22 protein-coding genes and 1 pseudogene are annotated in these 23348 nt (G+C 27.2%); 20 read left to right on the top strand and 3 right to left on the bottom strand.

What is annotated here, in order from left to right:
* The 12 genes from AAT22_RS13580 to AAT22_RS13520 all read left to right on the top strand — a co-directional run bounded on the left by AAT22_RS13580 (nt 1) and on the right by AAT22_RS13520 (nt 13311).
* Entirely contained in the window at nt 1-333 is a 333-nt protein-coding gene (locus AAT22_RS13580) for a hypothetical protein (protein ID WP_047001619.1), read from the top strand.
* Between the two features lie 165 nt (nt 334-498).
* Complete coding sequence (locus tag AAT22_RS13575; protein ID WP_047001618.1) at nt 499-1314, top strand: flagellin; 816 nt, start codon at nt 499-501, stop codon at nt 1312-1314.
* 142 nt (nt 1315-1456) lie between these two features.
* On the top strand, nt 1457-2275 hold the full coding sequence (locus tag AAT22_RS13570) for a flagellin (protein ID WP_047001617.1): 819 nt from the start codon (nt 1457-1459) through the stop codon (nt 2273-2275).
* Between the two features lie 320 nt (nt 2276-2595).
* Nucleotides 2596-3045, top strand: coding sequence for an IS200/IS605 family transposase (tnpA, locus tag AAT22_RS13565; protein ID WP_047001616.1), 450 nt, complete (start codon nt 2596-2598; stop codon nt 3043-3045).
* Nucleotides 3046-3225: 180 nt separating this feature from the next.
* Nucleotides 3226-5439: a glycosyltransferase gene (locus tag AAT22_RS18615; protein ID WP_052953969.1), complete on the top strand. Its 2214-nt coding sequence runs from the start codon at nt 3226-3228 to the stop codon at nt 5437-5439.
* Between the two features lie 24 nt (nt 5440-5463).
* A complete protein-coding gene (locus AAT22_RS13555; RefSeq protein ID WP_052953968.1) occupies nt 5464-7623 on the top strand; it encodes a glycosyltransferase in 2160 nt (719 codons plus the stop codon).
* A complete protein-coding gene (locus AAT22_RS18610) occupies nt 7613-9325 on the top strand; it encodes a glycosyltransferase family protein (RefSeq protein WP_052953967.1) in 1713 nt (570 codons plus the stop codon). The genes AAT22_RS13555 and AAT22_RS18610 overlap by 11 nt, the downstream gene beginning before the upstream one ends.
* Before the next feature lie 39 nt (nt 9326-9364).
* On the top strand, nt 9365-10486 hold the full coding sequence (gene glf, locus AAT22_RS13540; RefSeq protein WP_047001615.1) for a UDP-galactopyranose mutase: 1122 nt from the start codon (nt 9365-9367) through the stop codon (nt 10484-10486).
* A 46-nt stretch (nt 10487-10532) separates the two neighbouring features.
* Nucleotides 10533-11594, top strand: coding sequence for a glycosyltransferase family 2 protein (locus tag AAT22_RS13535; protein ID WP_047001614.1), 1062 nt, complete (start codon nt 10533-10535; stop codon nt 11592-11594).
* A 113-nt stretch (nt 11595-11707) separates the two neighbouring features.
* Nucleotides 11708-11923: a hypothetical protein gene (locus AAT22_RS13530; protein ID WP_047001613.1), complete on the top strand. Its 216-nt coding sequence runs from the start codon at nt 11708-11710 to the stop codon at nt 11921-11923.
* Nucleotides 11924-12156: 233 nt separating this feature from the next.
* Nucleotides 12157-12549 carry a transposase gene (locus AAT22_RS13525; RefSeq protein ID WP_242849828.1) on the top strand — a complete coding sequence of 131 codons (393 nt, stop codon included), beginning with the start codon at nt 12157-12159 and terminating at the stop codon, nt 12547-12549.
* Between the two features lie 180 nt (nt 12550-12729).
* Nucleotides 12730-13311: a Uma2 family endonuclease gene (locus tag AAT22_RS13520; RefSeq protein WP_047001612.1), complete on the top strand. Its 582-nt coding sequence runs from the start codon at nt 12730-12732 to the stop codon at nt 13309-13311.
* A gap of 281 nt (nt 13312-13592) precedes the next feature.
* Here the strand turns inward: AAT22_RS13520 and AAT22_RS13515 are convergent, their stop codons facing one another.
* The 3 genes from AAT22_RS13515 to AAT22_RS18605 form a co-directional block, all read right to left on the bottom strand.
* On the bottom strand, nt 13593-13913 hold the full coding sequence (locus AAT22_RS13515; RefSeq protein ID WP_047001611.1) for a type II toxin-antitoxin system RelE/ParE family toxin: 321 nt from the start codon (nt 13911-13913) through the stop codon (nt 13593-13595).
* Between the two features lies 1 nt (nt 13914).
* Complete coding sequence (locus tag AAT22_RS13510; RefSeq protein ID WP_016206597.1) at nt 13915-14163, bottom strand: type II toxin-antitoxin system prevent-host-death family antitoxin; 249 nt, start codon at nt 14161-14163, stop codon at nt 13915-13917.
* 663 nt (nt 14164-14826) lie between these two features.
* Complete coding sequence (locus AAT22_RS18605; protein ID WP_052953966.1) at nt 14827-16143, bottom strand: DUF1186 domain-containing protein; 1317 nt, start codon at nt 16141-16143, stop codon at nt 14827-14829.
* 227 nt (nt 16144-16370) lie between these two features.
* On the opposite strand from AAT22_RS18605, the gene AAT22_RS13500 reads away from it, so the two are divergent.
* The 8 genes and pseudogenes from AAT22_RS13500 to fliI all read left to right on the top strand — a co-directional run bounded on the left by AAT22_RS13500 (nt 16371) and on the right by fliI (nt 23338).
* On the top strand, nt 16371-17228 hold the full coding sequence (locus tag AAT22_RS13500) for a flagellin (protein ID WP_016206595.1): 858 nt from the start codon (nt 16371-16373) through the stop codon (nt 17226-17228).
* A gap of 323 nt (nt 17229-17551) precedes the next feature.
* On the top strand, nt 17552-17947 hold the full coding sequence (flgB, locus tag AAT22_RS13495; RefSeq protein WP_047001610.1) for a flagellar basal body rod protein FlgB: 396 nt from the start codon (nt 17552-17554) through the stop codon (nt 17945-17947).
* A gap of 2 nt (nt 17948-17949) precedes the next feature.
* Nucleotides 17950-18354: a flagellar basal body rod protein FlgC gene (flgC, locus tag AAT22_RS13490; protein ID WP_047001609.1), complete on the top strand. Its 405-nt coding sequence runs from the start codon at nt 17950-17952 to the stop codon at nt 18352-18354.
* Nucleotides 18355-18362: 8 nt separating this feature from the next.
* Nucleotides 18363-18668, top strand: coding sequence for a flagellar hook-basal body complex protein FliE (fliE, locus tag AAT22_RS13485; protein ID WP_016206592.1), 306 nt, complete (start codon nt 18363-18365; stop codon nt 18666-18668).
* Between the two features lie 19 nt (nt 18669-18687).
* Nucleotides 18688-20249 (top strand): annotated as a pseudogene (gene fliF / locus AAT22_RS13480) (flagellar basal-body MS-ring/collar protein FliF).
* Between the two features lie 4 nt (nt 20250-20253).
* Nucleotides 20254-21270, top strand: coding sequence for a flagellar motor switch protein FliG (gene fliG / locus AAT22_RS13475; protein WP_016206590.1), 1017 nt, complete (start codon nt 20254-20256; stop codon nt 21268-21270).
* Nucleotides 21254-22012, top strand: coding sequence for a FliH/SctL family protein (locus AAT22_RS13470; protein WP_047001608.1), 759 nt, complete (start codon nt 21254-21256; stop codon nt 22010-22012). Before fliG ends, AAT22_RS13470 begins: the two co-directional genes overlap by 17 nt.
* A gap of 15 nt (nt 22013-22027) precedes the next feature.
* Nucleotides 22028-23338, top strand: a complete 1311-nt coding sequence (fliI, locus tag AAT22_RS13465) for a flagellar protein export ATPase FliI (RefSeq protein ID WP_047001607.1) — start codon at nt 22028-22030, stop codon at nt 23336-23338.
* Nucleotides 23339-23348: the final 10 nt, after the last annotated feature.

The raw sequence follows: 23348 nt of genomic DNA, 5'->3' as shown, positions 1-23348 counted from the left end.
ATGATTAAAAATATATTACAAGAGTATAAAACAATAACAGAACATATAGTTGAAAATATAAGTAATAATGATAAAGATTTAAATAATCTTATGGATAAACGCGAAGAGTTAATTAATGAATTATTTAAGGATAAAAATATAAATCTTGAAGAAGTAAGAAAAATATATATATCTAGAGGGTTACTAGAACTTGATAAAAAATTAAAGGCTTCAATAGAAGAAGAACAAACAAAGACAAAGGAAGAAATAAAAAAACTTCATAAGGTAAAAAGTGCAAATAATGCATATGAAAAAAATAGAAGAATAAATAGTTTTTTTAATGCAAAAATTTAAAAAAGTTTAAAAAAACTATAAAGTTAAATAAAAGTATTCGATATTTATAATATAAGGCTTAAGCAATAAAACTCTATATAGGGAATTTCTCCACCCATGTTGGTAGGAGTTCTAAATATAAAATAAAGACAAGGATGTCAATTTAAAAATCAAGGAGGAATAAAAATGATAATTAATCACAATATGAATGCATTAAATGCACACAGAAGTATGGGCGCTAATACAGCAGCAGCAGGAAAGTCAATGGAGAAATTAAGCTCAGGTTTAAGAATAAACAGAGCTGGAGATGATGCAGCAGGACTTTCAATATCTGAAAAAATGAGAGGACAAATAAGAGGTTTAGAGCAAGCTTCAAGAAACTCACAAGATAGTATATCAATGCTTCAAACAGCAGAAGGAGCTTTAAACGAAACTCACAATATTCTTCAAAGAATGAGAGAACTTACAGTTCAAGCATCTAATGATACAAACGTAACAACAGATAGAGAAGCTATTGCAGAAGAATTACATGCGTTAACAGAAGAAATAGATAGAATTGCAAAACAAACAGAGTTTAATACTCAAAATATGTTCAGTACAGATACAACAGTTACATTACAAGTTGGGGCTAACTCAGGACAACAAATATCAGTTACTTTCTCAACTATGGATGCAACAGCATTAACAGTAAATTCAATTTCTACTAAAGTTTCTGCAACAGAAGATGCAACAGCAGCTATTTCTACTATAGATAATGCTATAACAGCGGTTTCTAAAGAAAGATCAAAACTTGGAGCAGTACAAAACAGATTAGAGCATACAATAGCAAACTTAAATAATTCAGCAGAAAACTTAACAGCAGCAGAAAGTAGAGTAAGAGATGTTGATATGGCTAAGGAAATGATGAACTTCTCTAAGAATAATATCCTTAATCAAGCTGCACAAGCTATGCTTGCTCAAGCTAACCAACAGCCACAAGGAGTTCTTCAATTATTAAGATAAGTTGAGTCTAAATCTTTGATTTAGTTATTTGAACTCAACCCTCTGAAGTATTGAAGAGGGGGGATTAAAATGGTGGAATTTATAAAAAGTAAATATTGAATATGACAAGGATGTCAATTAAAAAATCAAGGAGGAACAAAAAATGATAATTAATCACAACATGAATGCGTTAAATGCACATAGAAGTATGAGTGCCAATACAGCAGCAGCAGGAAAGTCAATGGAAAAATTAAGCTCAGGTTTAAGAATTAACAAAGCTGGGGATGATGCAGCAGGACTTTCAATATCTGAAAAGATGAGAGGACAAATAAGAGGTTTAGAACAAGCTTCAAGAAACTCACAAGATGGTATTTCAATGCTTCAAACAGCAGAAGGAGCTTTAAACGAAACTCATAACATTCTTCAAAGAATGAGAGAACTTGCAGTTCAAGCATCTAATGATACAAATGTAACAACAGATAGGGATGCAATAAAAGAAGAATTAGGTGCATTAAAGAAAGAAATAGATAGAATTGCAGAACAAACAGAGTTTAATACTCAAAATATGTTTAGTAATGCAATAACAGCTGTTACATTCCAAGTTGGAGCTAACTCAGGACAACAAATATCAGTTACATTCTGTAATATGGGTTCAGCTTCATTAAAGGTAGATTCAGTAGCCAATTCAGTTTCAAGCACAAGTTTAGCAACAGCAGCTATTTCTACTATAGATAATGCTATAACAGCAGTTTCAAAAGAAAGATCAAAACTTGGAGCAGTGCAAAACAGATTAGAGCATACAATAGCAAACTTAAATAATTCAGCAGAAAACTTAACAGCAGCAGAAAGTAGAGTAAGAGATGTTGATATGGCTAAAGAAATGATGAACTTCTCTAAAAATAATATTCTTCAACAAGCTGCACAAGCTATGCTTGCTCAAGCTAATCAACAACCACAAGGAGTTCTTCAATTATTAAGATAAGCAGAGAACCGATTTTAAGCTTTAGCTAAAATTGTGTGAGTTAGTTAAGTAGACAACTAAAATCTATGATTTTCAGTTGGTCGCTTACCCTGTAAGTACTCCTTCGAAGCATTGAGAAGGAGTTTCCTTAAAAATTTTAGAAGACAACTTATAAAGAGCCAGAGTTAACCTCTGGCTCTTTTTTTGTATTTAGAAAACCTCGCGTTAGACGTGGGGTTCCGTATAGCTTATAGCTATGAGTATGACAAAAAAACTCCTTCTGATATAATAAAAATGCGGTCTGGCAACTGCACTTTAATATCAGAAGGAGGACATTCGAAATGAATGATGTACATAGTTTATCACATACAAAGTGGAACTGCAAATACCATATTGTATTTGCGTCGAAATATAGAAGCAAAGTATTTTATGAAGAAAAAAGATTAGAGGTAGGAGCAATACTTAGAAAATTATGTGAATGGAAAGGCGTAAATATAATAGAAGCTGAAGTTTGTATATATCATATTCATATGTTGGTAGAAATACCACCTAAAATGAGCGTATCAAGTTTTATGGGATATCTTAAAGGAAAAAGCAGTCTGATGATATTTGAAAAATGGGGGAATATGAAATATAAATATAGAAATAGAGAATTTTGGTGTAGGGGATATTATGTTGATACAGTAGGAAAAAATACTAAAAAAATAAAAGAGTATATAGCTAACCAATTGCAGGAAGATAAAGTATCAGAGCAGCTTACAATGGAATATTTAGACCCGTTTTACGGGTAGCAAATAGAAGGAATGCATGTGCCAGACCGAGGGTACGCCTTTAGGCGATGCCAGTAATAAAGGGCTAGACCCGAAAATGTAAAACCACCAGCTGAGCTGGTGGATTTTTATTTTATTTATGCATTAAGATTTATAAAATATTTTCGACAATTAAAATATAAGCAATAAAGGAGAGATAATATGTTATTAAGTATTGCAATGATTGTAAAAAATGAAGAAAATAACTTACCAAGAACTTTAGAAGCTTTAAAAGCTTTAAAAAATAAAATAGATTATGAAATAATAGTAATAGATACTGGTAGTAAAGATAATACAATAAATATAGCCAAACAATATACAAATAAAGTTTATGAAAAAGAATGGACAGGAAATTTTGCACAAATGAGAAATTATAGTATAAACAAGTGCAAAGGTGATTGGATATTAATATTAGATGCTGATGAAGTTTTAGAAAATTCAACTGAGTTAATAAAATTTTTCAAAGAAAAAGATACTAAGGAATTTAACTCAGCAACTCTTAAATTCAAAAATATGCTTTCCAATAAAGAAGATGATTATTTAATTGGAACTTTAGTAAGATTATTTAGAAATAAAAAGGAATTTTATTACGAAGGAAGAGTACATGAACAACCTAAAGTAATACAACCTACAAAATTAACAAACATTACTTTATTGCATTATGGATATTCAAGAGAATCTTTCAAGCTTATGAATTATAAGTATGAAAGAAATTTAAAATTATTACTAGAAGACTTAGAAGAAGATAGTAATAACCCATATACTTATTTTCAACTGACTCAAACTTATGGTATGGCTAACCTTCAGGAAAAGGCTTTTGACAGTATAAGAAAAGCTTATGAATTAGTTAGAGAAAAAGCTGATAAAGGAAAATACTTATATATATATCATTTATTAGCTATGCATTTGAATTCCAGTGGAGAGTATGAGAAAGCAATAGAGTTAAGCAAGGAAGCTCTTACATATAGAAATGATCATCTGGATTTTTATTATTTTATAGCAAAAGCATATAGCCTTTCAGATAAGTATGATAAAGCGGAATATTATTATGATGAATATTTTAAACTTTGTAGGAAGTTGGAAGATGGTTATATAGTTGATGATATAAGTGTAGGTAATATGTCTCTTGCAAGAAAAAAAGAAATGATAAAAGATAGATTTGTTATTGCCTTTAAGAATAAAAACTATGATTATATAATTGAAAATTATAAAGATTATGAAAAAGATGATATTGAAGATTTGTTAATTTACACTTTTATAAAAGAGGAAAATTATAAAAATATCTTTGAATATTATAAAGAAAAAGAAATAAAAGATAAAAATATAAATAGTATTATTTTAGTATGTGAAAAGATAATTAAAGAAACCTTAAAAGATGATATTTTAAATATATACTTAAACTTACTAGGTTTAGATGAAAAGTTAGACAATTATGTTAACTATGTTTATAAGAATGAAAAAATAAAACTAGATTATATAAAGTTTAATAATTATTATATATACAAGTCAAAGATATTTATTAAATATATTTTAGAAGACAGAAAAAACTTAGAGTTAATTAAAAATTTAAATAAAAATGATATTTATAGTTATCTAATAGAATTAATTAAAGACTATAAAGGAGTCGAATTGTTGTATGATTATTCTAGAGAAAATTTCTTGAATAATGATATTAATGATTTGAATTTCTTGAATATCATAGAAGATTTACTTATAAAAAATGAAAATATAGAAAGTGATGAATATAATAATTTATTATATAGAGTTTTTATAAATAAAATTAATTATATAAGAAGTATATATAATAAAGAAATTATAGATTCTTTTTATAGAAAAGCTTGTAATAAAGATGAAGTGTTCTTTATTGCTTTATTAAATTTATTTAGTATATATTCATCTGATAAATACAAATATATAAAAGAACTTAGAAAAATGATAAAGGAATATCCAGAGTACAAAGTCTTAATAAATTATTTAAAGGAGAATATAAGAATAGATAATATTGATTATAATGTGATAATAAATGAAAAAGAAAATCTTATATATAATATTCAAGTATTAATAGAAAATAATGAAATACAAGAAGCAGAAAAAGTATTAGAAGAAATATATGACTTTTTTAAATATGATAGTAAAATAAATAATTTAAGAGGAGTAATGAAATATATAAATGGAGAATATGAAGAAGCTCTAATATACATTGGATTATCAAAAATATTTAAAGATGATGATTTTGATTCAACATATAATTTAGCTTTAGTTTTACAAAACTTAAATAGAAGTAAAGAAAGTTTATACTACTATAAACAGGCCCTAGAATTATGCAAGGATGAAAGTATCAAGAAAGAGATATTAAAATCAATTGAATTAATGTAGATTTGTTGTAAATAGGAGAAAATTATGAATAATGATGAGTTAAGAATTCAAATAGAAAATTATATAGAAGCTGGGTATATAGAAGAGGCAAATCAATTAATATTACAATATAAAGAGTTAATTGGGAATAATGACGAAATAGCAAGTATGGAAGCTATTTTGAAGATATATATGGGTGAATATGACGAGGGTTTACACTGTACACGAGAGGGACTTAAATTTAATATAAATAATAGCGACTTATATTTTACTATGGGGAATATATATGAAATAAAAAAAGAATATGACAGAGCTTATTTATGTTATGAAAAGTCTTTATTGTATAATTTAAAAGAAGAAAATAAAAATGTAATCCTAAGTGCTATAGAAAACCTAAAGAGCAATTATGAAATTAAAGTAAATAATTATTCAATAGTTATTTTGACTTATAATCAGTTAGATTACACTAAAGTTTGTATAAATAGTATAAAAAATTATAATGGCAATGATGATTGTGAAATAATAATAATAGATAATAACTCTACAGATGGAACAGTTGAATGGATAAAAGAACAAGAGGGAATAAAATATATATTAAATGAAGAAAATAAAGGATTTCCAGCTGGATGTAATCAAGGTATAGAAATAGCAAATAAAGATAATGATATTTTTCTTTTAAATAACGATACGGTTATAATGCCAAATTCAATTTTTAATTTAAGAATGGGATTATATTCAAATGAAAAGGTAGGTGCAACAGGTGCTATAAGCAATAGTGTATCCTATTATCAGCAAATAAGCGAACAATATGATGATTTTGATGGATATATGGGGCATTCGCTAAAAAATAATATACCAGATGAATCATTATATTATGAAAGGGTGAAATTAGTTGGATTTGCTATGCTGATTAAGAGAGAAACCCTAAATATAGTAGGACTTTTAGATGAAAGGTTCACACCAGGAAATTTTGAAGATGATGATATTAGTTTTAGAATAATAAAGGAAGGGTACAAGCTACTACTTTGTAAGGATAGTTATATACATCACTTTGGGAGTGTTAGCTTTAGAGAAGATTCGAAAAAATACAATAAATTATTATCAATTAATTCTAGAAAGTTTAAAGAAAAATGGGGATTTGCAAGTGAATATTCTAATTTTATAAGAAATGAAATAATAGATTTTATAGATGAATCAAAAAACAAAGATATTAATGTATTAGAAATCGGATGTGCTACAGGAGCTACATTGTTAGAAATAAAAAATAGATATAAAAATGCAAATCTTTATGGGATAGAGTTTAATAAGAAAGCTGCTGAAATAGCTAAATCTTTTGCAGATATAAGATCAGATAACGTTGAAAGTATAGAATTAAGTTATGAAGAAAACTTCTTTGATTATATAATATTTTCAGATGTACTAGGAAGTTTTTATAATCCAGAAAAAGTTTTGAGGAAAATAAAAAAATACTTAAAACCGGAAGGATATATAATAGCAAGTATAGCTAATGTAATGCATCATTCAGTAATTAGACAACTAATTAATGGAAGTTGGGCGTATGATGAAGTAGGAATTTTAGATAAAAAGAATATAAGGTTTTTTACTAAAAGTGAAATAATGAAAATAGTTAGTAGTCTAGGATATAAGGATATTGTGATAAAAAGTATGAATGGATTTATGACAGATGAAGATAAGGATTTTATTGAGCAAATTAGCAAACTTAGTGTGGTATCTGTAAGTGAGGAATTTGAAACTTATAATTATTTAGTAAAAGCAAAAAATTATGATATCAATAACGAAAAGTTTAAAAGAAAGATTACTTTTTTAATTAGAAGACTAGAATTTGATGTTGATGTTGAAGAAAGTATAAAAGAGCTTATAGAATATATTAAAAGTAGTAATATTAGTTTCGACGATATAATTGATATTATAGCTAAAGATATAGTAAATAAAGTATATATTTTAAATTATATAGCCATTAAGTGTTTTGAAAATAATTTGTTTGATTATGTAATACCTTTATTATGTAATGCGTATGAAATTTCGCCAAGAAATTTGGAAACTAAATATAATATTGCAAATGTTCTTAATTCAATTGGTGAAAAGGAAAGTGCGATAAAATATTTGGAGAACTTAACAGAAAGTAATGAAAAGATAGAAAAATTAAAATTAATCATCAAGGGTGAGGAAAAAAATGAATTATAAAGAAATAGCTTTTATTACATGTGTAAGTGATGAAGAAATTTATTCTGAATGTATTAGATATATAGATAATTTGAATATTCCAGATGGATTTAAAATAAAGAAAGTAGGAATTAGAAATGGAAAAAGCATGGCTTCTGGGTATAATGAAGCAATAAAGAATATACGGGCTAAGTATAAGGTTTATTTACATCAAGATACACTGATTATAAATAAAAATTTTATAGATGATTTTATTAATGAATTTAACAATAATTATAATATAGGAATGTTAGGAGTAATAGGGACAGAAAAGTTAGCAGCTGATGGAATATGGTGGCATGGATTAAATTGTGTGGGGAAAGTATATGAAAGTAGCAGTGGAATTATGAGGTTAAATAATTATGATTTAGATAAATCATTACCATTACAGGTTCAAGCTATTGATGGACTTATTATGATTACTCAGTATGATGTTAAATGGAGAGAAGATATATTTGATGGATGGCATTTTTATGATATTTCCCAGTGTATGGAATTTTATAAAGCTGGATATAAGATATATATACCAAGACAAAATGATCCATGGTGTGTGCATAGTTGTAAAATACCTAATATAGATGAAAATTATGAATTTTACAGAAATGTATTTTTAAATGAGTATTCTGAGTATATAAATTCCAAAATAAATACATTTACATTAAGTGATAATAACAAACAATTAAAAGTATCTAGTTATCAGTTTAAGGAATTAAGTAAAATGAATAACATTTATATTGCATGTCCTTCTAAAGTAGCTACAGGTGGACCAGAATTATTACATCAATTATGTTATAAGCTGAATAAATTTGGTTATAATGCCTATATGTTTTATTACGGAGAATCAGACAATCCAGTTCATGAAAGGTATAAAATATATAACAACAAATATGTTACAGAATTATCAGATAGTAGAGAGAATATAATTATTATTCCTGAGATTAATATTGCTGAAATGTTACTAATTAAAGAAAGCAAACTCATAATATGGTGGTTAAGTGTTGATAATTTTTTAGTTCATTTAAATAGTTTTCCATATGACGAAGAATATATGTTTGAAAATATTAATGAAAGAAAAAAGGAAAATAGAATTATTCATTTAGTTCAATCTGAATATGCAAAAGAATATCTTATCAAAAATAAAATAGATTCCAATGAGATATATTATTTATCTGATTACTTAAACAATGCATTTATAAAAGAAAATCAAGCAAATAAACAAAATCTTGTTAGATACCCCAATGTATTATACAATCCGAAAAAGGGATTTGATTTTACAATAAAATTAATTGAAGCTTCACCAGAATTAAATTGGATTAAATTAGAGAATTATTCTCCACGAGAAATGTCAAATATAATGAAAAGAAGTATGATATATATTGATTTTGGGAATCATCCAGGAAAAGATAGAATACCTAGGGAAGCTGCAATTTCTGGATGTTGTATTATAACAGGAAAAAGGGGGGCGGCAGCTAACTCTGTTGATATTCCTATAAATAATGAATATAAGTTTGAAGCGAATGATGAAAATATATATTCTATAATAGATAAAATTAAATATATAATTAAAAATTATGATAGTGAAATTAACAAATTTAAACATTATAGAAATATGATATTTAGCGAAGAAGATGTGTTTGAAAGAGATGTAGAAAAAATTTTTCAATATATATTATATAATAATTAAATTAAAGTTGATATTAATATGTTGCTGAAGGATGATATTATGATAAAAAAATATGATTACTTAATAGTTGGGGCTGGTCTATTTGGAGCAATTTTTACATATGAAGCAAATAAATTAGGAAAAAAATGCTTAGTTATTGATAAAAGAAATCACACTGGTGGAAATATACACTGTGAAAAAATAGAAAATATTAATGTTCATAAATATGGGGCTCATATCTTTCATACAAGTAATAAGCAATTGTGGGACTATGTTAATAATTTAGTGGAATTTAATAATTATATTAATTGTCCTATAGCAAATTATAAAGGAGAATTATATAATCTTCCATTTAATATGAATACTTTTTATCAGTTGTGGAAAGTAAAAACACCTAATGAAGCTAAAAGTAAAATATTATCACAAATAAAAGACGCAGATTTAAGAAATCCTAAAAATTTGGAAGAACAAGCTATAAATTTAGTAGGAATAGATATATATGAAAAGTTAATAAAAGGATATACAGAAAAACAATGGGGAAGAAGTGCTAAAGAGTTACCTTCGTTTATAATAAAGAGATTACCAGTAAGATTTACTTTTGATAATAATTACTTCAATGATAAGTATCAAGGTATACCAATAGGTGGATATAATAAAATTATAGATAAATTATTGAAAGATAGCGACATAAAATTAAACGTTGATTTTTTTGATAATAGACAAGAATTACTTAATATAGCAGATAAAATTTTATATACAGGAATGATAGATAGATTTTATGACTACAGATTTGATGAGTTAGAATATAGAAGTCTGAAATTTGAGAATAAAATATTAGATGAAGAGAATTATCAAGGGAATGCTGTAGTTAACTATACTGATGCCGAAACTCCCTTTACAAGAATAATTGAGCATAAGCATTTTGAAAATTCTAATAGTGATAAAACTGTTATAACTAAAGAGTATCCACTAGCCTGGAATAAAGGCTGTGAAGCATACTACCCAATTAATGATGAAAGAAATAATGAAATATATGAGAAATATAGACAACTGGCCATGAAAGAGGAAAAAGTATTATTTGGTGGTAGATTGGCTGATTACAAGTATTATGATATGGATGTAACAATAAAAAAAGCATTAGACTTGGTTAAGAAAGAATTATATATGGAATTAGTAAAATAAGAGGCTTAGAAAATATAAAAATAATTTAAATAAAACAGAGGTATGTATGATATCAATTTGTATGATAGTAAAAGATGAAAGTGGAGTTTTAAAGAAATGTCTAGAAAGTATAAAAGATTATAATTATGAAATTATAATTGTGGATACAGGATCAACAGATAATACAAAAGAAATAGCCCAAAAATATACAAAGAATGTATATGATTTTGACTGGTGTAATGATTTTAGTAAAGCTAGAAATTTTTCTATTAGTAAAGCTAGTAATGATTTTATTTTAGTTTTAGATGCAGATGAAATTATTTTAAATTTAGATGAAGAAAATTTGGAAAAAATAATTATAGAAAATAGAGAAGATGTTGGACGTGTTGTTAGAAAAAATGAATACTTAAGAGAAAATAATAAATTTATATATAACGAATATGTAAATAGGCTTTTTAGTAAAAATAAATACAAATATTATGGAACTATACATGAGCAGATAGTAAGTAAAGATGCTAAAACATATACAACATATAATCTACCAATAGTTATCAAACACATAGGATATGACAATGAAGAAATAAGAAGAAAAGATAAAATAAATAGAAATATAGAGTTACTTAAGGAATCTTTAAAAACAAAAGGTGATGACCCGTATATATATTACCAATTAGGTAAAAGTTTTTATATGAATGGGAATTTTGCTGATGCAAAGATTAATTTTGAAAAATCATTGAATTTTAATTTAGATACCAAATTTGAATATGTTCAGGATTTAATTGAGACTTATGGATACTCTTTAATAAGTTTAGGTGAATATAAGGATTCTATGAAGTTCTTGAATTTATATGATGAATTTAAAGATTCAGCAGATTTTATATTTTTAATAGCGCTTATATATATGAATAATGGATTATTTCATGAAGCAATTATAGAGTTTAAAAGAGCAAAAAGCATTAAAGCGTGTAAGATGGAAGGCGTTAATAGCTATCTTGCTAATTATAATATTGGTGTTATTTTAGAGTGTCTAGGAAATGAAGAAAAGGCAATGGAGTATTATAATATGTGCAATAATTATGAAAATGCTTTAAAAAGAATAAATTTAATTATAAAATCTCAAAAGTTATAATGATCATAAAAATATTAATTTATTTTCCCTATTAAGAATTAAATTTTCTTATCGATAATTTAATTAAGTGAAAAGTATGGTTAATAAATGATGTAAGTTTAGGAGTTAGTATTATGAGATTAAATCAAAATATGGAATCTTTAAATGTATATAGAAATTATAAAAAGAATTTAACGGTGCAAGCAGGAACTTTAAATAGAATAAGTACGGGAAGTAAGATTAATTCGGCTAAGGATAATCCTAATAAACTAGGGGTAAGTGAAGGCCTTAGAATGCAAATAGCAAGTGAGTCCAGCAAAGCATGTCCTCATAACTCACAAGGAATCTAGGATGGAATAAATTTCCAAATGAAAGTTATGTCAGATTAAAAATTCTACTTCTTGTTAAGAATTAATAAAAAAGATTATCAAGGGGTGGAGTTAATGGCGCGAAAAAAGAGAGTGGCATGAAGGATCAATATGTCACGTTACAGTAAGAGGAAATAGACGAAATGATATATTTAGAGATAAAGAAGATTTTGAATATCCTTTAAAGACAATGGAAGATTATTTGCCATTGTTTAATGGATAATCATGTTCATTTGATGATTAAAATAGACATAGAGGCACTAGGGAAGTTAATAGGAAGAATAAGTGCAGCATATACAAGATATTTTAATAAAAAGTATAATTATATAGGATATTTATTTCAAGATAGATATTTTAGTGAATTAATTAAAAATGATAAACAGATGTTAGAAACAAGTAGATATATACATTTAAATCCTGTTAAAGCTAATATGGTTAACAATCCAGAAGAGTATATATGGTCTAGTTATAATATGATTACAGAAAATAAGAAAGAAAAGATTATTGATTCTAGTTTTATATTAAATTATTTTATATATAATAATAGGGTGAAACTTTACATAAAATATATAGAAAGTGATTTCTATCAAGAGCGACAAATTACATAAGGTAATTTAAAAAATTGAGTTATAAAAGTAGATGACCAAAATCATCTGCTTTTTATAGTTTAAAAGGTTACAAAGTTAGGATATAATATAAAGAAAGAAATGGATTTATAAATAAATTTCTAGAATTAAGGGATTTAAGAATATTTATAAAAGTTAACAAGGTTGAGAGGATGTGATTCAATGACTATTAATGCAGTAGAAAATAAAATTTATACTTATGATGATTATTTAAAATTTATAGAAGATGAAGTGATTGAAATCATAGATGGAAGAATTTTTGCAATGTCACCAGCACCTAGTAGAATACATCAAAAAATAATAACAGAGGTTTTAACAGAAATAAGAAGTTATATAAAAACTAATAATGGATCATGTGAAATTTACCCTGCTCCTTTTGATGTAGTTCTTAAAAATGATAATGAAGAATTAAAAAATTCAAAAAATATTGTTAATCCTGATATATCTGTTATTTGTGATAAAAGTAAATTAACTGATAAAGGGTGCGTTGGTTCTCCAGATATGATTGTTGAGGTTGTATCTCCTTTCAATCCCAGAAATGACTATATTAAAAAATTAAATTTATACGAAGAATATAAAGTTAAGGAATATTGGATTGTTAATCCTATGCAAAAAAATATTTTAGTATATACATTAGAAAAAATGGGATATGGAGCACCTTCAGTGTATTCATTTAATGATGAAATAAAAGTAAATATATTTAAAAACTTAAAAATTGATTTTAAATCTCTAGATATTCTATAATAAGCGACCCAGGGTAGAATAAATTTCCAAGTGAAAGTTATGTAAGATTAAAAATTCTATTTCTTATTAAGAATTTAAACTCAGTCATTATCTAAGGCTGTAATTTATTAAAAAATAAAGAAAAGTATAATAAAATGAGTTTTTAACTCTTTTTATTATACTTTTTAGATATAGGCAAATTGATTATATTTTATTTTTCAATAGCAAGCTCAGTCGGTTATCTCCCTCGTAAGGAACCTAGGGATGCAATTTTGGGGAAAGTGGATATACTCAAGCGATTTTTAATTATTATTTTCCGAGTCCTTAAGTAGTGTCAAATAATCTCTCTTTCCATGTAAAATACGCTGAACTGAAACTATATTATCTTCATAAATATAAAAGATGATGTATTGATCATAGATAATATATCTGTATTTACTTTTTAGTTTTATTTTATACAGTAACATTTTGCTGATATTAGGAAAGCTAGATAAGCTTTCAATTTTTTTTATAATTCCACTAACTACTTTTGTAGCAGAATTTACATTATCTTCAGAAATAAAATTTTTTATTTCTTGCAAATCGGTAGCTGCTATAGGGTTTATTCTAATTTTTGCGTTCATATCAAACTCCAAGGTTACGTTTTAAATCATCTAAGTTTTGCCATTCATCTCCTGTTTTAATGGCTTCTTCAGCTTCATTTAATTGTAATAATAGCTTCAAAATAGTTTGTTGTTTCTCATAATCTTCTATATCTAAAAGTACATATTTTCCTCTGCCATTTTTAGTTAAGAAAACAGGTTCACCGTTTTGGCAATCTTTCAAAATTTCATTATAATTACGTAAATCTGAAATTGGTTTTATATTTGGCATACTTATACCTCCAAGTTAATATTTATATTATTATATGCTAATTTTAATTAAAATACAACGTTAAATTTATCAGCAAAAACACATTAGCAATCACAAGGATCTAGAGTAGAATATTAAGCTCAGTAATTTTTCCTTTGATAACATCCTAGGTGATTAGCGAAGGAAATTTCATATGCTTTTAGCAAGTGAGTCTAGCAAAGCCTGTCCTCCAAAACAACCCAGGGTAGAATAAATTTCTAAAAAATTCTTGATGAAGTGATAGAAAAGGATAAGGTAACACATTATATTGAATCATGCTTAAGATATTGCCATCTGCTTTTTATAGTTTAAAAGATTAGTAGAGATACAGTATCTAAGTATCTCCTAGCATTTTGGGGAAAATTTCTATAAAAAAATAAACTAAGCAATGCTTAGTTTTATCTAATAACTTCAAGTTTTCTTTTTATTCCAAAGATTTCTTTTTCTGCTTGATACTCTTTTAATAGTAAAAAGTCAACACTTTCTGAAAGTTTATAGCTTAATAATATCATAAGTTAAATTATAATATAATAATGGAGATTTCAGCAGAAATATATGAAGAGTAGTAAGAGGGGCACAGTATGCCCCCTTAAAGACTCATAGGGGTAAGAATAGGAACTAATTTGCCTCTGTAAAGAAGTTTTCCTATGAAAAATCTGATATAATTTTTTTTATGTTTTTTAAAGTATTCTTATACTCTGCTTTATTGTTACTTTCTTTTATTAAGTTTTCAAATGCTTTAAACCAATCTTTGCTTCTATAATGAATCTTATACTTTTTATCATATTCTTCAAAGGAAGTGATACCTTCTTTTTCACACTTAAATAAGAATTCTTCACTAGCTTTAGTTAAATATATTATTTTATTTTTATTTTCTTCATCTATATTTCTTTCAATCCAAATTGGAATAGCACGATAATGTAAAGCTAAGTACACTAATTTATCTATATTTACTGATTCTTTATCAAAAATATCAGTTATTAATACTTGACCTTCTTCTTTTACTCCTTTTTCAATAGGATAATCCTGTAGTAATCCTTCTATATTCTCACCAGTATTAATATAATTTTCTTTCTCACTAGGACTCTTATTAATACAGCAATTTTTATATTTCTTTCCGCTGCCACATGGACAAGGGTCATTTCTACTTATTTTTTCTTTCTTGGGCTTGGAATATTTTTGGCTTATATCTTTGATTATTTGTTTTTCTAATTTCTTAAAGTCTAGTTTTTCTTTTGAGTTATTAGATTGTTCAAAACATGCCCACCATTCCATTTCTTTAATGGTATCATCAATATATCTTACTGGATTAATTTTGTCTTTATAAAGATAAATGAAATCTATAAAATCATCATATTCTCCAAGCATAAAAATATCTATACGATCTTCATCATACAAAAACTGTATATCATCAATCATTTCAAAAATATGATTATCAACAACAACTCCCTGCACATCAGTTGCTAAATCTGTATATTCATCATAATCAATATCATAAATTAATTTTTTTAAATAGCTTATAAGTTCTTCTTTATTAATTGTTTTATCAGAATATAATTGCGCATAAACATCCAAAACTGCTGAACGAGCATATTTATTAATTGATTGATTTTCAATAACATTTTTTAGGACTGAAATCTGCCCATCGTATGTACTATAGATAATTGATGAAAGTCCATCTGTCAGAGTATCACCAAGTAATTCTTCTATATATTCAGAATCTAATGAAATTAAGCCTATAATTTTAGGGAATGCTCTTTTTTCTCTAAATTGAGCTAATAAATATAGAGCATACATATGTAACATATAATCAAAATCAACTTCTTCTGAATTTTGAATAATTTTATCTAAAGCATCTAAAAATATAGGGGTTACTTCTTCTTTTCGATTAATTGCTTCTTTTAGTTCTTTATGTGGAAACTTTTTTGTCACATGTTCTAATTTTCCTATAATTTCATTCATAATTTATTATTTACCTGCTTTCTTTAAATTTTTTATATGATTTTGAAGTTAACTATAATTTTATTATTAATTATAACAATCTTCTTTATAACAAGCACTAGTTATTTTTCTTTGCTAATAAAGTAAATTAAGTTTATTTTCCCTATTAAGAATTAAATTTTCTTATCGATAATTTAATTAAGTGAAAAGTATGGTTAATAAATGATGTAAGTTTAGGAGTTAATATTATGAGATTAAATCAAAATATGGAATCTTTAAATGTATATAGAAATTATAAAAAGAATTTAACAGTGCAGGCGGCAACTTTAAATAAAATAAGTACGGGAAGTAAGATTAATTCTGCTAAGGATAATCCTAATAAGCTAGGGGTAAGTGAAGGCCTTAGAATGCAAATAAGGAGTCTTCAAATGGCTGAAAAAAACATTCAAGATGGAGTTTCTATGATTCAAGCAACGGATGGAGCACTAGCAACTGTTAATGAAACTTTATCTAGAATAAAGGAATTAACTGTTCAAGCTGGTGGAGTGCAAAATGATGGGGACTTAGAAATAATTCAAGGAGAAATTAATCAGCTTAAGGAACATATCGATGATACTGTAAATAATTTTAGTTTTAATGGAGTAAAATTATTAAATTCAGAAAATGTTACTAATAATGATTTTCCTAAGTATTTAAATCATGTAGTTGGAGCAAATGTAAAGGACGAAGTAAATATACCAATATTTAATGTAACAACTGAAATGCTTATTGACTCACAAGGTAATTCATTGAAGGATATGGATGTAACTAATAAAGAAAGCTTAAGTAACAACTTAAATATTATAAATTCTGCAATAAGTACTTTAAGTTCAGTAAGAAGCAAATATGGAGCAATTCAAAATAGATTAGAAACATCAGCAGAAAACTTAAGCGGAAGTTCTCTTAATTTAGAAAGTGCAGAAAGTCGAATTAGAGATACTGATATAGCATTTGAAATGGCAGAGTATGCAAAAACTTCTATATTACATGAAAGTTCAATAGCGTTAATGCAACAAACTAACAAATTTCCACAAGATGTATTAAGAATTCTTGAAAATTTAAAATAATTTATCGACAGAGGATTGTAAAAAATCCTCTGTTTTTTTTATTTTTTATAAATAGATAAAATAATGCATATCATGTCGATAAAAATAATGTATAAATATGTAATAAAATATATAAAATAGGCAATTTAATTATTTATACAGAAGTAATGTAAAATTTTGAGTGGAGTTTTTTCGAAAATTATTATAGAAAAATAATTTATATTAAACTATAATACTAGTATGTAGAATTTTAATTGAATATACAGATAATTATAAAAAATAAATTTATTTTATGGTATTATATAGAAATAAAATGAAAAAAATGTAGTTTTAGGAGAGGTATTATGAATATATATAATGATAGCACAATGGGATTTATAAAGTATGGTTTAGATGCATCAGCATTAAGAGAAAAAGTTATAGCAAATAATATGGCTAATATTAATACTAAAAATTTTAAAAAGTCATATGTTTCTTTTGAAGAAAATTTGACTAAAGCAACAGAAAGTTTTTCATTAAAGAGAACTAAAAGCCAACATTTAAGTGGAAGCTCAGATGATTCTTTAATTAGTATTAAAGAAGATAATAGTACAAGCATGAGAAGTGATGGGAATAATGTAGATATGGATTTAGAAAAAGTAAACCAAGCTGCTAATACTTTAATGTATAATGCTTTAATAACTCAAGCAAATTCCAAACTAAGTATGACTAAAAGTGTTATATCAGGAGGTGGAAATTAAGCATGGGACTTTTTAATACTATGAGAATAAGTGCAAGTGGTCTTTCAGCAGAAAGATTAAGAATGGATACAATAACATCGAATATAACTAATGCAACAACTACAAGAGGTGAAGATGGAAAACCTTATGTAAGAAAAATTGCAGTATTTCAAGAAAATTTAGATGAAGCCAAGAAGCTTAATGGTGTTAAGGCTGTTGGAATAGTAAATGATGAATCACCACTTAAGAGTGTATATGATCCTACACATCCAGATGCTGATGAAGAGGGCTATGTTTTAATGCCTAATGTTAATTTACTTAATGAAATGGCAGATATGATAGCAGCTTCAAGAGCTTATGAAGCTAATGTTGATACATTGAATGCTTCAAAAAGTATGTTTACTAAAACACTAGAACTAGGAAGGTAGGATGATATATGATAATTAATAATTTTATTCCAACTGAAAAAATATTTGAGAATAGTATAAATTCCAATAGTAGTAATAAAACAAACTCTATAGAAGGCAGCTTTCAAAATATATTAAAAGATAATTTAGATAAGTTAAATGAAAAACAAGTTGAAGCAGATAATATGACAAGTGAGTTTGTTTCAGGAGGAGAAGTTGATCTTCATGAAATGATTCTTGGCATGGAAGAAGCTAAAATGTCACTTCAATTAGCAATACAAGTAAGAAATAAAGTTGTTGAAGCTGTACAAGAATTAACAAGAATGCAATTGTAATAAGTAAGGAGTGCTATTAATGGATAAGCTAAAGGAAAGCTTTGGTAAGCTGAAGGAGAAGTTTAAATCCTTTAGTAAAGGAATAAAGATAGCAATAATAGCTACATTGGTAACGGTAATTATTGCTATAGGATCTTTATTTTTTTATAATTCAGCTACTAAATATAAAGTTTTATTTTCTAACTTAGAAGCAAGTGATGCACAACTTGTAACAAGTAAATTAAAAGAAAAAAAGTGGACATGAAAATTGAAGGGGAAACCATAATGGTTCCCAAAGAATCAGTTGATGAATTAAGGCTAGAACTTGCTCCAGAACTTTCAGGGGGAAGCACTGGATATGAGTTAATGGATAGTGGAAATTCTTTTGGAATGACGGATGAAGAATTTAAATTAAAGAAGTTGAGAATGCAACAAGGAGAGCTTGAGAAAACTATAAAAAGCTTTTCACAAGTAGAGACGGTAAGAGTACATATAACTCCATCAAAGGATTCTGTTTTTGTAGAAGATAAAGAACCGGGAAAAGCTGCTGTATATATAAAGTTAGTTCCAGGTAATAAATTAAGTAGAGAACAAGTAGAATCAATAGTTGCACTTGTTTCAGGAAGTACTGAAAATGTACCTAAAGAGAATATCGAAGTAATGGATAATGATATGAATCTTCTAACTAAGGATTTAAACAACACGGAAAATGCAGAAGTAAGTTCTGATTCTGTAGAAAAACAATTTAGTTTAGAAAAAAAATATGAAGAAGATATACAAAAGTCTATTGTTGAGCTTTTAGAACCAGTTGTTGGAAAAAATAAGGTTAAAAGCTCTGTTAATGTCGAACTAGATTTTGATTCAAAGCAAAAGACAGAAACTATAATAGACCCTAATAAGGTTATAATTAGCCAAGAAACCATTAAAGAAAATAATACAACTGGCTCAGGAGAGAATAGTGGAGCTCCTGTAGATAATAATATGCAAAATACAATAGATGATGGAGCAACTGGAGGAACATCTTCAAGAGAAGAAGTTAAAACTAATTATGAAGTTGGAAAAACAGAAACTAAAACTATTAGTGCTCCAGGAGAAGTAAAAAGACTTACGGCATCTGTATTTGTAGATGGAAACTTAGATGCAAATGTACAAGCAGCTATTGAAAAATCTGTATCAAATGCCATTGGTATAAGTACAGAAAGAGGAGATAATGTATCAGTAGTTGGAATGACTTTTGATCCAGTAACAAAGGAAGAAGCACAAAAAGAATTTGATGCAATAAATGAATTATTAGCAAAAGAAAAAAGAAATAAAATAATATTATACTCAAGTTTAGGAGTATTAGCACTTATTTTGGTTATAATAAGCTTAATTTTAATTAGAAGAAAATCTAAGAGTAAAAAAGAGGAAAAAGAGAGTCTGTTAGATGTTGTTATAGATGATAGAGTTTCAAGAGAAAATACTGAAAAGTTTGATCCAATTAACTTTGAAAGTATAAATCCAAAGGCGCATATTGAAAATGAGATAAAGAAATATGCAACAGATAAACCAGATCAAGTTGCAGATATAGTAAAATCTTGGCTAGCAGATAATGAGAGGTGATAAAATGGCAAGAGATTCATCAAAATTAAATGGAGTACAAAAGGCGGCTATATTATTTATAACTTTAGGCCCTGAGGCGTCATCAGCCATTTTAAAAAAACTTCCTGAACCAGAGATACAAAAAATAACATATGAAATAGCTAACATATCTTCAGTTACATCAGAGCAAAGACAAACTATATTAGATGAATTTTTAGAAATGAATAAGGCTAGAGATTATATAATAGAAGGTGGAATTGAATATGCAAGAACCCTATTATCAAAAGCTTTAGGAACTCAAAGGGCAAATGAGATATTGGGGAAAGTTACGGAAGCTACACAGCAATATAGACCATTTTCTATAGCAAGAAAAGCTGATGCTCATCAACTTTTGAATGTTATAAGTTATGAGCATCCACAAACAATAGCTTTAATTCTTTGCTACCTTCAACCAGATAAGGCAGCGCAAGTTTTAGCTGAATTACCTGAGGATATACAAAGTGAAGTTGCATATAGAATTGCAACTATGAGCAATACTTCACCAATGGTAATAAAAGAAATAGAAAAAGTTCTAGAAAGTAAATTAAGTAATGTTGTTAGAAGTGAAATGACAGCCCTTGGAGGAGTTGAGACTTTAGTTGATATTCTAAATCAAGTTGATAGAACAACAGAAAAGAATATTACTGAAAGCTTAGAAAGAGAAGATGCAGAACTTGCAGATATAATTAAAAGCTCAATGTTTGTATTTGAAGATATTATTACTCTTGATGACGTATCAATTCAAAGAATACTTAGAGAAGTTGATGGCAAAGAGCTTGCCCTTGCACTTAAAGGATGTTCAGATGAGGTTGCAAATACTGTATATAGAAATCAATCTAAGAGAGCTGCGGCAGCTTTAAAAGAAGATATGGAATTCTTAGGACCAGTAAGACTTATGGATGTAGAAAAAGCACAGCAAAAAATTGTTTCTATAATTAGAAGGTTAGATGAAGCCCAAGAAATAATAATTTCAAGAGGTGGAGAAGATGCAATTATCTTATAATCTTATAAAAAGTAAAGCAGCTATGGAAACTTCAAAAAAGAAAATAGAAACTAATTATGTAACTAAGGTTGAAGTTTTAGAAGAAGAAAGTCAGTTAGAGAGAAAGTCAATTGAGGATGAAATAAGAAAAAGCTATGAGAATTTAGGAGCTAATATTTTAAAAAAAGCTAAGACTGAAGCGGAAGAACTTCTTATGCAGACTAGAAAAAATGTTGTAGAAATTGAAAAGAAAGCTTACGAAGAAGGTTATAGACAAGGAAAAGAAAATGGCTTTGAGGATGGATATAAAGAAGGCTCAGAGAAGATAAAGATAGAAACAGAATCAATGGTAAAAGAAAAAATAGAAAAGTCAGAAAAAATATTGAAGTATGCAAATATTGAATATAAAGACTATTTAGTAAATAAAGAGAAAGATATTATTAAACTTGCATATGAAATGGCTAGAATAATAGCCAAAAAAGAATTGAAAGAATCTGATGGCATTACATCTTTAATTGAAGATGTTTTAAAAGATGCTAAAGGAGAAGAAAATATAATAATAAGATGTAATCAAGATCATATTAAGGCAATTGAAGAAAAAAGAGATTACTATAAGAAAGCTTACGCTATAAAAGGTGAAATATTTATACTTGAGGATCCTTTGATGGAAAGTGGAAATGCAATTATAGAAAAAGATACTGGAAGAGCTATAGTTGGATTAGATATTGCTTTAGAAAAACTTGAAGAAGCATTATTTAAGTAATGATTAGGTGAAGATATGATAAATATAGATTTTGATTTGTTAAATAAAAAAGTTAAAGAAGCCAACACTTATTATTTAGAGGGTACAGTTAAGCAGATAATAGGACTTACTGTTGAAGTTCAAGGAGTTAAGGCTTTTGTAGGAGAACTATGCACTATATATAATCAGGATGATAATCCGATTAAATGTGAAGTTGTAGGTTTTAGAGAAGATGCCGTGTTATTAATGCCTCTTGGGGAGCTTATAGGAATATCACCAGGATGTAGAGTAGTACCTGAAAGAAAACCACTAGAAGTGAAGTGCTCTGATGATTTATTGGGGAAAATACTTGATGGTTTAGGAAATCCACTTGAGGGAGAAAGGATTTTTCAAGGTGAAGAATATCCTCTGGAAAATCAACCTCCAGATCCATTAAAACGAAAAAGAATAACAGAAGTTCTTCCAACAGGAGTAAGAGCAATAGATGGTTTTTTAACTGTTGGAGAAGGGCAAAGAATAGGTATTTTTGCAGGGTCAGGTGTTGGGAAAAGTACAACTCTAGGGATGATTGCTAGAGAAGCAGAAGCTGATATAAATGTAATATCTCTTATTGGAGAAAGAGGTAGAGAAGTATTAGAATTTATTGAAAAAGATTTAGGTCCTGAAGGTATGAAAAAATCGGTTGTTATATGTGCAACTTCAGATAAGCCAGCTTTAATAAGAATTAAAGGGGCATTAACAGCTACAGCTATAGCTGAATACTTTAGAGATAAAGGTAAAAAAGTAATCTTGATGATGGATTCTGTAACAAGATTTGCAATGGCACAAAGGGAAGTGGGACTAGCTATAGGAGAGCCGCCAGCTCAAAAGGGATATACTCCATCAGTATTTGCTAAATTACCTAAGCTTATGGAAAGGCCAGGAACATCAGAAAAAGGCTCTATAACAGCCTTTTATACAGTCTTAGTTGATGGAGATGATTTTAATGAGCCAATTGCAGATGCCGTAAGAGGTATATTAGATGGACATATAGTTTTATCTAGATCATTAGCACACAAAAACCATTATCCAGCAATAGATATATTAAATAGTGTTAGTAGACTTATGCCGAACATAGCAACTGATCCACATAAAGAAGCGGCTTCAATAGGAAGAGATCTACTTGCAACATATAAGGATGCAGAGGATTTAATAAATTTAGGAGCTTATGTTAAGGGAAGTAATAAAAAGATAGATTTATCAATTCAATATAATGATAGATTAAAGGGCTATTTAAAACAAAAAATAGAGGAAAAGTCCGATTTTAACACTTCCTTAGAGCAACTCCTTTCAATGTTTAGAAATTAAAAGGAGAGGT

This window comes from Clostridium sp. C8, from assembly GCF_001010885.1.
GTDB lineage: Bacteria > Bacillota > Clostridia > Clostridiales > Clostridiaceae > Clostridium > Clostridium sartagoforme.
Note: the sequence above shows the minus strand (reverse complement) of the source record. Positions and strands in the feature narration are given on the sequence as shown.

Bases quoted from the DNA above. Each gene is read 5' to 3' on its own strand.
- fliI (WP_047001607.1), top strand. From the start codon at position 22,028: ATGATAAATATAGATTTTGATTTGTTAAATAAAAAAGTTAAAGAAGCC.
- AAT22_RS13570 (WP_047001617.1), top strand. From the start codon at position 1,457: ATGATAATTAATCACAACATGAATGCGTTAAATGCACATAGAAGTATG.
- AAT22_RS13515 (WP_047001611.1), bottom strand. From the start codon at position 13,913: ATGAACGCAAAAATTAGAATAAACCCTATAGCAGCTACCGATTTGCAA.
- AAT22_RS13470 (WP_047001608.1), top strand. From the start codon at position 21,254: ATGCAATTATCTTATAATCTTATAAAAAGTAAAGCAGCTATGGAAACT.
- AAT22_RS13500 (WP_016206595.1), top strand. From the start codon at position 16,371: ATGAGATTAAATCAAAATATGGAATCTTTAAATGTATATAGAAATTAT.
- fliE (WP_016206592.1), top strand. From the start codon at position 18,363: ATGATAATTAATAATTTTATTCCAACTGAAAAAATATTTGAGAATAGT.
- fliG (WP_016206590.1), top strand. From the start codon at position 20,254: ATGGCAAGAGATTCATCAAAATTAAATGGAGTACAAAAGGCGGCTATA.
- tnpA (WP_047001616.1), top strand. From the start codon at position 2,596: ATGAATGATGTACATAGTTTATCACATACAAAGTGGAACTGCAAATAC.
- AAT22_RS18605 (WP_052953966.1), bottom strand. From the start codon at position 16,143: ATGAATGAAATTATAGGAAAATTAGAACATGTGACAAAAAAGTTTCCA.
- AAT22_RS13525 (WP_242849828.1), top strand. From the start codon at position 12,157: ATGGATAATCATGTTCATTTGATGATTAAAATAGACATAGAGGCACTA.
- glf (WP_047001615.1), top strand. From the start codon at position 9,365: ATGATAAAAAAATATGATTACTTAATAGTTGGGGCTGGTCTATTTGGA.
- AAT22_RS13580 (WP_047001619.1), top strand. From the start codon at position 1: ATGATTAAAAATATATTACAAGAGTATAAAACAATAACAGAACATATA.
- flgC (WP_047001609.1), top strand. From the start codon at position 17,950: ATGGGACTTTTTAATACTATGAGAATAAGTGCAAGTGGTCTTTCAGCA.
- AAT22_RS13555 (WP_052953968.1), top strand. From the start codon at position 5,464: ATGAATAATGATGAGTTAAGAATTCAAATAGAAAATTATATAGAAGCT.
- AAT22_RS13520 (WP_047001612.1), top strand. From the start codon at position 12,730: ATGACTATTAATGCAGTAGAAAATAAAATTTATACTTATGATGATTAT.
- AAT22_RS18615 (WP_052953969.1), top strand. From the start codon at position 3,226: ATGTTATTAAGTATTGCAATGATTGTAAAAAATGAAGAAAATAACTTA.
- AAT22_RS13575 (WP_047001618.1), top strand. From the start codon at position 499: ATGATAATTAATCACAATATGAATGCATTAAATGCACACAGAAGTATG.
- flgB (WP_047001610.1), top strand. From the start codon at position 17,552: ATGAATATATATAATGATAGCACAATGGGATTTATAAAGTATGGTTTA.
- AAT22_RS13535 (WP_047001614.1), top strand. From the start codon at position 10,533: ATGATATCAATTTGTATGATAGTAAAAGATGAAAGTGGAGTTTTAAAG.
- AAT22_RS18610 (WP_052953967.1), top strand. From the start codon at position 7,613: ATGAATTATAAAGAAATAGCTTTTATTACATGTGTAAGTGATGAAGAA.
- AAT22_RS13510 (WP_016206597.1), bottom strand. From the start codon at position 14,163: ATGCCAAATATAAAACCAATTTCAGATTTACGTAATTATAATGAAATT.
- AAT22_RS13530 (WP_047001613.1), top strand. From the start codon at position 11,708: ATGAGATTAAATCAAAATATGGAATCTTTAAATGTATATAGAAATTAT.